Source organism: Heyndrickxia sp. NPDC080065, from assembly GCF_050281185.1.
Classification (GTDB): Bacteria; Bacillota; Bacilli; order Bacillales; family Bacillaceae_C; genus Heyndrickxia.
The window spans coordinates 1-9613 of sequence record NZ_JBNNWS010000040.1; the positions used below are offsets into that span (position 1 = coordinate 1).

Genomic DNA, 9613 nt, shown 5'->3' on the forward strand with positions numbered 1-9613 from the left:
TAACTCTTTTGGGCGAGAGACTTTGCTCTTTTCGACATTAACTATCAATCCTAATTTTTCTTCTATAAATCTCACGATTGATTTCATCACTCTGTTCGCTGATTTTTCGCTTTTCACAAAGATGAGGGCGTCATCAGCGTATCTCACGAATCGCAATCCTCTAATTTCTAGTTCCTTATCAAGTTCATTCAACATAATATTACTCAGTAGAGGACTGAGGTTGCCTCCTTGCGGAGTTCCGACTGGTGTTTTTTCATACTTCCCATTCACCATGACCCCACTAACGAGATATTTTCTTATTAGAGAGATAACGTCTCCATCGTCTATTGTGTTGGCTATAATACGCATGAGTTTATCGTGGTGGACTGTATCGAAGAATCTTTCAAGGTCAATGTCTACTACCCAATCGTGTCCGTCATTCAGAAATTCCAAGCTTTTTATTATTGCCATCTCACAACTTCTTTTTGGTCTAAAGCCGTAACTGAATTCACTAAATTGCTTTTCAAATATCGGACTAAGTACTTGATGAATGGCTTGTTGAACTACTCTATCCACTACTGTTGGTATTCCCAATTTGCGCATCTTTCCATTTTCTTTTGGGATCTCCACTCTTAAGGCAGCTTGTGGTTGGTATTTTCTTGTTCTAATGCACTGACGTAACTCATCCTTGTTCTCTTTCAGATATTGTTTTAGTTCTTCGACTGTTACTCCATCGACCCCACTCGCACCTTTATTTTTATAGACACGTAGGAAGGCTTCGTTCATATTTTGGTTACTTAGAATCTGTTCTAAAAGTTCCACACTCGTTTCTCCTTCCCTCTCACGTAGTAAGTGATAGCTCCATTTTGGTTAGCCTTTGAGATACGCTCATCCTTTCGCCATTAATACATTCGGAGTATGTCACTTACGCATTCGTGGTGTTGAAACACTATAAATTGTTTAGCCCTTCATGAGTTAACTCATTACTATGGCTTTTGCTGACTTCTTGCGGTTAACCTTTTTCGACTATACTTGTGTACATCCGCAAGACCTCCCAGGGTAAGACAACTATCTTTCCTCTTTTACTCGCCTGATTTACTTCATAAAGTTACGCACATCTTTTGGACTTTGACTTGTTATGGAGCCTTATCCCTTTATCAAGCCTTATTATCAGATTTCTGTTCGTCGAGCCAAGATTTTATTCCACGCTTCCTCCAGCCCTTACCTCACGATAAGTACCTTGCGCTTCCTTAGTGGTTGGACGATGTGTACCCCCACAGTGGACTTTCACCACCAAGATAGTTGCCATGCCTGGCACACATAGAAAAAGCATCCAAATAGGATGCTTCCCCTTATTTCAATCTTTTAGTAATTTCTTCTATTGGAAAGTAATCCATATCCAATTCGTTTGTTTCCTTTTCAGAACGGTTCATGCTGATTGTTCCCACGTTAGCATAGGTAATAGATAACACTCCCCAACCTTCATGATTTAATAGTTCGTCTGAAGCTTGACTGTATCTAGTAACTGCTAAATCTTCAGCAGAAAGCATATCATCCGGAGCTAACTCGATAGTTGCTTTTACTTCTCCTTTTTTAACAGATGCACTAATTAAATTATCATCTTCTCCCATTCCAGAAAATTCAAGAATTTCTTTTACTTCTTTGTCTGTCAATGCTTTCGTTTCCTTTTGAATCTTCTCTGAGTCATCCTTTTCCTCATCTTCCGCTTCTACATTTGATTCCTCTTCAGGATCTTGTTTTAATGTTTCTTCTGTTGGTTGGTCCTGTTTTGATCCTTCCGTCTTTTCTTTCGTTTCTTCTTTATTACACGCAACTAAAAACAGTAACGCAGCTAATAAAATAAATAATATTTTTTTCATAACGTTGTCCCCCTGCACTCCCTTGATAATAAATTACTAAATCTTATTTCGACAAAAGGAGACTATTTTCCTACTAGAAATAAAAGAAAAAGCACCACGATAGGTTCTTTATAATCATCATTTTATTTATTAATAAGCTTTAATACCCTATTATGAAAGTTTTATTAAATGAATATAAAATATTTTTATCTATTTTTGAAAATAATAATGGTGAGACAGGAGTGATTTATTTGAATCCATTGGAATTATTAAATCAAATTTTAGAATTGATTATAAAAATAATAACACTAATTATTATCCTCAATTCTTTTAAAAAAAATATCAAGTCAACGAACTCGTTGTTATATTATTCAACATTAAAATTCACTGAAAGGAGAGGTTTTTAAGTTAATTTTTTATTTACTTGGGATATTTTTCGGACACGCTATGTCACGTCACCACCATGTGTTTTGGACAAAAGAAAAAAGCACCTCGTATGAGCGTGCTTAGCTTTTATTACTTCGTTTATCTTCTAAAAACTGAAATAGCAAGTCAAATGCTTCTATAAATGCAACTAACATTACTATGGTATCAATTCTGGGGTCTCCAAATAACATTGATAAACCTATACTTAAATACCATATAGATTTAATGATTTTCGATATTTTCAATCTCCACATAAATTCTAAGAATCTAATCAGAAGAAACGCAAAGAACGAATACGGTATAATTGAAAATCCTACATTTGTTATCTTTTCTCCAATTTCAATCATTATATATAATCCCCTCCATCTACTCATTTCGACAAAGGAAGGCAAACTACCTACTTGAATTAAAGAAAAAGCACCATAGAAGATGCTTTTCCATTAAACATTTATCTTTTTATCTTTCGATGGTCTCCATTTTAACTCACAATCTTTACAATACAACTTACTTTTAGCGAGAATTAAAATACCAAAAGCTATAAATATTATACCGATTGATGAAAATATGTAAGAAAATTCTTTATACACTCCACCTAAGGATGCTACACTCATTCCAAAAACAATAATAAATAAAGGAATAAATATAGCTCTCTTCCTAATAACTCTATTACTTCCACATCTTATACAATTATCCCACATAAAATACACCTCCCCTTCTATCTACCTATTTCGACAAAAGGAGATTATTTTCCTACAAAAAAAACAAAAGAAAAAGTACCCTAAATGGGTCAAAAACTATCTATATATTAACTCATCTACTCTTAAATAGATTGCCTCTATCTCCTCTGCTTTTAAACTAAATTTTTCAGAAGCGATTTTAATAGCTTCATTCATATTCTCTACCTCAAAATATTTCTTTGAAACAAAATCATATATTTTTAAATGTTCTTCATGAATTTTTATCTCTTTTTGAGTTTATATTTCTTGTAATTGAGTGTAAGTCTGGTGTAAGATCTATTGCTCTCCCGTTAACAGCTTCTAATTCTCCATTAATTATTTTCCAACGATATTTAACTAGTAAATGGGCAATTATAACATTATAACTCAATTCATCTGAATCTATTAACCATTCACCATTTGGATGTTTTCGTTTTAAGTATTGGTTAACAGTAACACCTTTACTTGTCATATGATTTTTTAATTTTTCTAGCATATAGACATCTCCTTTCATCAAATAGATAATTTCGACAACATAAAAGAAATGTCCTGCACCCACCTACCGAGAGGTGGAGTTTTTTACAAATTTTTTAATTTCTACCATAGAGTAGCATCTACTCCCCGACCTGCCTTTGAGTTTATCATGCGGATTTATGATTTTGCAATTTCGTGTCTTTTGGAACATTTGGAACATCTGTATCACATAATTGATCTACAATATTTTCTCTTAATCGTCTTATATGTGAATGGGATAATCCCATGTGTAAAGCTATCCATCGATAACTCTTTCCCTCGAGTAACCAATAAAGCACTTCGCTTTCCCTTTCATTACTAATTAAATACATATGGTCCTGAATCACTTGCACTTTTTCCTCATATTGAGCAATTTTTTTATAACGCTTTTCTCTTCGAACTGTTTCTTTATAAACTGGATCACTAGTTACTCCTTGTGGTTTTGGAAGGGTAGCTTCGATACCATATTGAGCAGTTAGGCCTTCTCCAGCATCCTTCATCGAATCTCTCAATATCTTTATAGAGTTGATCATCCACGAATAATTTTTTTAAATCTCCTCAATTTCTTCCCTTGATACCGCCATAGTAATACCACCTTTTTAATGAGTTTTATATTTTTTAATATCCCAAGGCGGAACTCCTCTTAGTTCCAAGTATTTATCGTAAAAAGCTTTGTAGGCATCTTTCTTATCTTCGAAAACACCTATTGTGGTCTTTTTTGATTGAAAACTATTTGTGCACTCCATCCGGATTTCCCAGCATGTTAAACACCTCTAGGTTTTTTGTTCAAAACAGTTGTTTTATGATGAGCGTTTTCTTGAACTGTTGTCCATTCTAAGTTTTCGACCCTATTATCTGATGTGATTCCATTTATGTGATTAACCTGCATTGTTTCATCTTGTTCACCGAGCAATGTTTCAGCAACCAATCTATGAACAAGAAACTTTTTCAGCTTACTATTTTTGTACAAATTAACCCTTTTATATCCTTTTAAGTCCTCCAACACTTTAATCTTTTCAGGGTATGTTCTAAATCCGCCATAGAACGGTACTTTTCTTTGTACCGACTTTACTCTTCCTAAATTACTAATTTGATATAGTCCTACATAACCTAAGATATCTTTCCAAATTTCTATATCCATACTTACCATCTCCTTCTGATAGCTCCGCCTTTTCCTCTTCGATAAGTAGGCATATTCATCCCCATAAGGTCTTTAATCTCGTCTTCTGACAGAGCCTCATTTTTACGTTTCCGCGACTTCCTGCGGCCTTTTCTAATCATTTCTTTATGCTGCTTTTCCCATTGTTTTAGTTGATCCCTTAAATCTTTATTCATTTCCTCATCCCCTTTGCAAATAAAAAAGGACACCAAACAACGCATAATACGTCATTCAGTGTCCTCCAGTTGGCTGGTAGAACATTATATTTTTATTTTTTTCTTTATTCTTTTTCGCCAAAAAGTAAAAATAGATATATTTTTTACATTTGCTCTAATAATAATTTTCTCAGTTATTCTTAATAGAAGAACGTCACTGGGATCGAAAGAGATTCGTAATTTTTTTTTAACAAGTTGTTTGGGATTACAGTTTAAAAATTCAAACTTATCATATCGATGTGCGCCTGCAGAAAATACACCTGTTTCTGAATCAAAAAGTTTCCCTTCATGAATAACTTTATTGCTATCATCTATAAGTTCATATCTTACATTATTTAAAGTCTTTATGTTTTCAGAATAGTTATATATTTCTATACTAAACTTTAATTTTGCATAACTGTCTTCAGTAAGAGTGTCAATAGTCACCCAGTTTCCTGAATCTGATAATCTGGAATACTCTTTAATAACATCATTAATAACCAAGGTTAATTTTCCTGTATTTTTTAACCAATGAGTTACAATCAGTGTACTAATAGATCCAATGATAGCACCTATTATTCCTTCAAATTCTTTTAAAAATTTTATGCTATCTAGCACTAAAACCCTTCCCCCTCATACCATTCCACATGCATAATCTTACCATTTTGGGTTAATCAGTTTCCTCCAGCTAAATGGTAGAACATCAATTATTAATTTGCTTTATGTAACATAAATTGATATTTTTGTGCGGAATACTTAATGATATCCCCTTCATTATAATTTCTCTTAACATCAAGAATCATCTGTAAATCATTCAAACATCCAGGTAATTTAAATAAAATTAAAAGCGAAAATGGAAAAGCTACATCTTTAGCATAGTTAATAAAGAATAAAAATATAGAAATTACTATTAAAAGTAATAAAATACAAAAAGGTGCTATCGCTATTCGGATGAATTCGTGTTTTCTAAATTCATCACCATCATTAAATTGGCAATATCCTCTACAACTTCGTTTTGTTTCTTTCTTTATCTGTTCTAATCTTTTCTTATCCAATATAACCTCTGCTTTATGATTATAAAAATCTGCTGTTTTCTTATGACTTAATTCGTGTATGATAGTAACAAATTTTGTAAACCCTAAAAAAATACATATTATTATAGAGATTAAAAGAAACGATAAACTCATTCTATCGTTGTAACCATTCATAATATTATAAGCAAAAACCCCAAATACAATTAACGATAGAATTGCAGAAAATAAAGTAAGACACACTACTAAACCAATATTTCTTTTTGAACCTATTACGTGCTTTTCCTTCAAAACTTTACCCCCTCATCCAATAAATGGAAAATAATTGCATCCATATCGATTAAGATTGGTTGTAGAGTAACATTATTTCTTGTTTTCTTCTATACACTGTTCTGTAATCGCCATAATTAATGTTATCTGTTTGCTTCCCATATACATCAAATTAATCATAAAAACAAATAGTAAAATTAAAATTATTGAAAATTCTAACGGATTATATACATTTAGTATACTTTTAATAAATGACTTATTTGTGTCAGGATCAATAATTAATTCTCTTACGATAATTAACACTACACTTGTAAAAAATCCTATTAAAAATTTAAAATAAATTGCTTTTTCATGATCTTTTTTAATAACATTAAAATATGAATAAAGTAATCTTAAATTTGTTATATCATGCTGGCATAAAATTAAAATTTCTTTCCTAATTTTTTGTAAATTGTTTAAAATATTTTTTTCAACATTATGTTTTTTTAATAGTTGATAAGCTAGATAATTCCTCCTTCTAATGAACTAGACCATTCATACATTGTAGGAAATGATTTGTAATTAAACTTAATTGATGATTTATGTTCCATGTGAAATACATACCCCATAATAAGTAATACTCCACTAATAGTATTAATACTTTTAATTAACTCTAAAGTAGATTCCAGCCTTATAAAAAAAATTGATAAGAGACTAATAATAAAAATTAAAATTAGTATAATTCTAAAAGTCTTCCCCTTCATCATGCTTTCCCCTCTTTACTTTTCCCTGATTTGTGACAATTTCATTTCACCATATGAAGGTAATTCTATAAATTTAGCCTTCCCACCACACTCTACACTGGCAAAACTCCCCTCCAGTTCCATTATATCAACACTAGTTATATACGACTAGATTCTATAATCAAAATCTATCAAACAGAAAAAGGACACCAACCATCGCTTAATACGTCATTCATTGTCCTCCAGTTGGCTGATGAGCTAAATTATTGAATAAAGAATTTCATCATCAACATAATGTTCTTGAATTGTTCCTTTCCTTATTAAATTTTGTAAAACACTTCTTCCAACGGGATGTGTTATAATACTATAGTGTTTAGATAAAAAATGATAAAATGCTTTGTAGGTAAATTTCTCTCCTACACCAAATCAATTTCTTAATAACGTTTCAACATTATTTTTAAGAACAATATTGCTCGTATTGGAGTTAGATAATTGCTCTGAAATTATTTTATTTTTATCTAATAATTGCTTCAGATCTTGTGTCTTTATTGTTTCTTCAGAATCCTTAATCAAATTCTCTACTTGTGAAAATTTACTTTCATATAAAATAACTCTTTCATTAAGTTCAATTACTATTTCTTTCAATTCATGATGCTCTATTTTCCTCCGATATTTCCGCAAAACCTGCCATAATGTCTTTTAATCCTTTAGCAGTTTCTTATAATATTAATATATTGCTTTTTTAACCTGCTACATCCCATAACGTTATTAATATTGCAACAACAGCTAAAACAATAGATAAAAGAGTTGAACTATTGGAAAGTGTTTTAATTGTACCTTCATAGCCAATAAGTAGAGCACCGCATAACAAAATTGAAATAAAAACTAAAATTATAACTATATACATAAAATGTATTTTTATTCTTAATATGTCTTTATTCAAAACTCTTCCCCCTCATCCCACTTCACATGTTTAATATATTTTTCTATATCTCTTGTTAACTATTTGAACTATTATTTGCACGCTCATCTTCTTTTTCCTTTATTATTGTATCGACAACTTTTATAATTAAATCAAGTATTCTCTTATCTTTTGTAAGTTGAGATCTAATAAAGATAATTACTAAAACCCCAATTAAAATTAATGCTCCTCCTTGAACAATTAGCTCAATTTGATCTCCTAATTTGATGCTTTTTTTAGGGGATTCGAAAAAAACATTCCTAAAAAATTTATTAAATACTTCCTTTATAATCAAAATTCCCATAGCGCTTATTATTGCTGATGGAGTTATTACTTTCCATAATTTATATAAAAAATTATTCTTAGCGTAGTACTCCAAATAATTTTTTAGTAAATAATAATCATATAAAGATTCTCCTACTGTCTTTATAATTTCTTTTTTTATCAATTTTAAATTGCTTGATATATCCTTTTGTGCACTTTCTCTCAACCAGATATACAATGAATCTTCAAATAAATCTGATTTTCCAATCCATTGGTATAATTTAATATCTATATTCTTATTAAATTCTTTTTCAAGTCTATACTCTCTTCTTCTCTCATAATATTTATCAGCCACTTTAAAATAATTTAATAAGATGTAGACTGTAAAAAACCATGAAAATATATTTACGATGGTACTTGATACTTTATTAAAACAATATATCAAAGCTATACAGATTGAAAAAATTAAAAATGCACCAAATAAGAATTTTACGATTCCGTTTTGTTTTATTTTCTTACAAAAACCTAATACTTTGTTCCTCATTCAAAACTCTTCCCCCTCATCCCACTTTACATGCTTAATCTTACCTTGATGCGTGACTATTTTTGTTTCACCATGTTCTGGCAAAGGAGTAACTTTCGCCTTCCCATCACATACAACAATGGCAAAAATTCCCTCTAGTTCCATTATATCAACTTCTAGTCTCTTCGTACTAAGATTAATTTCTATATCTTTTAGTCTCACCAGGACCCCTCCTAATGTGGTAAAATAAAATTGGCTGGCAGGAGAGATCCTGTCTTTTTTTAATAGTTTTTTAAGTTAAGTCCTGTATATTAATAACAAATTGGAGATTGTCTTATAGCTAGGGTTTGTCCTAGCTATTTTTGTTTTTAGTTACAATTACCAAATCTCATCAATTTATGTTATAATATTACAATTAATAGTATTTTAGAAAGAGTTGATTACTGTGACTATTTACTTATTGGAAAATGAATTGTCAAAACAAATCAACTATCTTAGACAAGTCATAATTATTACTGGCCTCGTTAAATGACTCAACCATCCTGATACAGTTCAAAAGAGCCAAGAATTGGACAAATTAATTGTTGAGTATCAGATTTTACAAATAAATAAAAATCAATTTTAAACGACCTCAATAACCGAGGTAACCATGCTTTTATTTTCTTCTCATTAACTCATCCTGAATCAAATTGAGAATACTTTCCTGCTGCATAATGTATTGTGAATCCGGATTACCTCCAACCATATGAGAACCAATCCTATTGATAACATCTTTATAAAGTAGGAACATTCCATCTTCGGAAAGAGTTTTGATTTGTTGTTCTATTAAATACATTTTCATTCTCCTTATCTATTGATAAGTTCATAACCACTTACCTCACTTCTCCACTATTTTCACAATCCATTTTTGGTGATACGATCAACAAAAAGGAGTGATCGATGTGATTAAACAACGCTTGTATAAAGAAGAAGTTGCAACCATTAACGAAAAACTTG

At 30.9% G+C, this 9613-nt stretch carries 15 protein-coding genes and 1 pseudogene; 1 reads left to right on the forward strand and 15 read right to left on the reverse strand.

The window, feature by feature from the left end:
- The 14 genes from ltrA to ACQKP0_RS25520 all read right to left on the reverse strand — a co-directional run.
- Positions 1-801 (reverse strand): group II intron reverse transcriptase/maturase (gene ltrA / locus ACQKP0_RS25455; RefSeq protein ID WP_427408609.1); only part of this gene is annotated, 801 nt, incomplete at its 3' end.
- 530 nt (positions 802-1331) lie between these two features.
- Positions 1332-1859, reverse strand: coding sequence for a hypothetical protein (locus tag ACQKP0_RS25460; protein WP_427408610.1), 528 nt, complete (start codon positions 1857-1859; stop codon positions 1332-1334).
- Positions 1860-2344: 485 nt separating this feature from the next.
- Positions 2345-2638 (reverse strand): hypothetical protein, encoded by a 294-nt coding sequence (locus ACQKP0_RS25465; RefSeq protein WP_427408611.1) that lies wholly within the window; start codon positions 2636-2638, stop codon positions 2345-2347.
- Between the two features lie 66 nt (positions 2639-2704).
- Complete coding sequence (locus ACQKP0_RS25470) at positions 2705-2962, reverse strand: hypothetical protein (protein ID WP_427408612.1); 258 nt, start codon at positions 2960-2962, stop codon at positions 2705-2707.
- A 250-nt stretch (positions 2963-3212) separates the two neighbouring features.
- A complete protein-coding gene (locus tag ACQKP0_RS25475; protein ID WP_427408613.1) occupies positions 3213-3539 on the reverse strand; it encodes a hypothetical protein in 327 nt (108 codons plus the stop codon).
- Between the two features lie 82 nt (positions 3540-3621).
- Positions 3622-3993, reverse strand: a complete 372-nt coding sequence (locus ACQKP0_RS25480) for a helix-turn-helix transcriptional regulator (protein WP_427408614.1) — start codon at positions 3991-3993, stop codon at positions 3622-3624.
- A 263-nt stretch (positions 3994-4256) separates the two neighbouring features.
- On the reverse strand, positions 4257-4634 hold the full coding sequence (locus ACQKP0_RS25485) for an NUMOD4 motif-containing HNH endonuclease (RefSeq protein ID WP_427408615.1): 378 nt from the start codon (positions 4632-4634) through the stop codon (positions 4257-4259).
- A 2-nt stretch (positions 4635-4636) separates the two neighbouring features.
- Positions 4637-4828 carry a hypothetical protein gene (locus tag ACQKP0_RS25490; RefSeq protein ID WP_427408616.1) on the reverse strand — a complete coding sequence of 64 codons (192 nt, stop codon included), beginning with the start codon at positions 4826-4828 and terminating at the stop codon, positions 4637-4639.
- An 84-nt stretch (positions 4829-4912) separates the two neighbouring features.
- Complete coding sequence (locus ACQKP0_RS25495) at positions 4913-5464, reverse strand: hypothetical protein (RefSeq protein WP_427408617.1); 552 nt, start codon at positions 5462-5464, stop codon at positions 4913-4915.
- 92 nt (positions 5465-5556) lie between these two features.
- Positions 5557-6168 (reverse strand): hypothetical protein, encoded by a 612-nt coding sequence (locus ACQKP0_RS25500; protein ID WP_427408618.1) that lies wholly within the window; start codon positions 6166-6168, stop codon positions 5557-5559.
- Between the two features lie 1127 nt (positions 6169-7295).
- Positions 7296-7514 carry a hypothetical protein gene (locus ACQKP0_RS25505; RefSeq protein ID WP_427408619.1) on the reverse strand — a complete coding sequence of 73 codons (219 nt, stop codon included), beginning with the start codon at positions 7512-7514 and terminating at the stop codon, positions 7296-7298.
- Positions 7515-7611: 97 nt separating this feature from the next.
- Complete coding sequence (locus ACQKP0_RS25510; RefSeq protein WP_427408620.1) at positions 7612-7812, reverse strand: hypothetical protein; 201 nt, start codon at positions 7810-7812, stop codon at positions 7612-7614.
- Positions 7813-7867: 55 nt separating this feature from the next.
- Positions 7868-8638, reverse strand: a complete 771-nt coding sequence (locus ACQKP0_RS25515) for a hypothetical protein (RefSeq protein WP_427408621.1) — start codon at positions 8636-8638, stop codon at positions 7868-7870.
- On the reverse strand, positions 8639-8839 hold the full coding sequence (locus tag ACQKP0_RS25520; RefSeq protein WP_427408622.1) for an XtrA/YqaO family protein: 201 nt from the start codon (positions 8837-8839) through the stop codon (positions 8639-8641).
- A gap of 313 nt (positions 8840-9152) precedes the next feature.
- Between ACQKP0_RS25520 and ACQKP0_RS25525 the strand changes: the two are divergent.
- Positions 9153-9242 (forward strand): annotated as a pseudogene (locus ACQKP0_RS25525) (Spo0E family sporulation regulatory protein-aspartic acid phosphatase); the annotation flags it as partial.
- A 30-nt stretch (positions 9243-9272) separates the two neighbouring features.
- Here ACQKP0_RS25525 and ACQKP0_RS25530 read toward each other — a convergent pair.
- Entirely contained in the window at positions 9273-9452 is a 180-nt protein-coding gene (locus ACQKP0_RS25530) for a hypothetical protein (protein ID WP_427408623.1), read from the reverse strand.
- Between the last annotated feature and the right edge of the window lie 161 nt (positions 9453-9613).

Bases quoted from the DNA above. Each gene is read 5' to 3' on its own strand.
- ACQKP0_RS25460 (WP_427408610.1), bottom strand. From the start codon at position 1,859: ATGAAAAAAATATTATTTATTTTATTAGCTGCGTTACTGTTTTTAGTT.
- ACQKP0_RS25465 (WP_427408611.1), bottom strand. From the start codon at position 2,638: ATGAGTAGATGGAGGGGATTATATATAATGATTGAAATTGGAGAAAAG.
- ACQKP0_RS25470 (WP_427408612.1), bottom strand. From the start codon at position 2,962: ATGTGGGATAATTGTATAAGATGTGGAAGTAATAGAGTTATTAGGAAG.
- ACQKP0_RS25480 (WP_427408614.1), bottom strand. From the start codon at position 3,993: ATGAAGGATGCTGGAGAAGGCCTAACTGCTCAATATGGTATCGAAGCT.
- ACQKP0_RS25485 (WP_427408615.1), bottom strand. From the start codon at position 4,634: ATGGATATAGAAATTTGGAAAGATATCTTAGGTTATGTAGGACTATAT.
- ACQKP0_RS25490 (WP_427408616.1), bottom strand. From the start codon at position 4,828: ATGAATAAAGATTTAAGGGATCAACTAAAACAATGGGAAAAGCAGCAT.
- ACQKP0_RS25515 (WP_427408621.1), bottom strand. From the start codon at position 8,638: ATGAGGAACAAAGTATTAGGTTTTTGTAAGAAAATAAAACAAAACGGA.
- ACQKP0_RS25530 (WP_427408623.1), bottom strand. From the start codon at position 9,452: ATGTATTTAATAGAACAACAAATCAAAACTCTTTCCGAAGATGGAATG.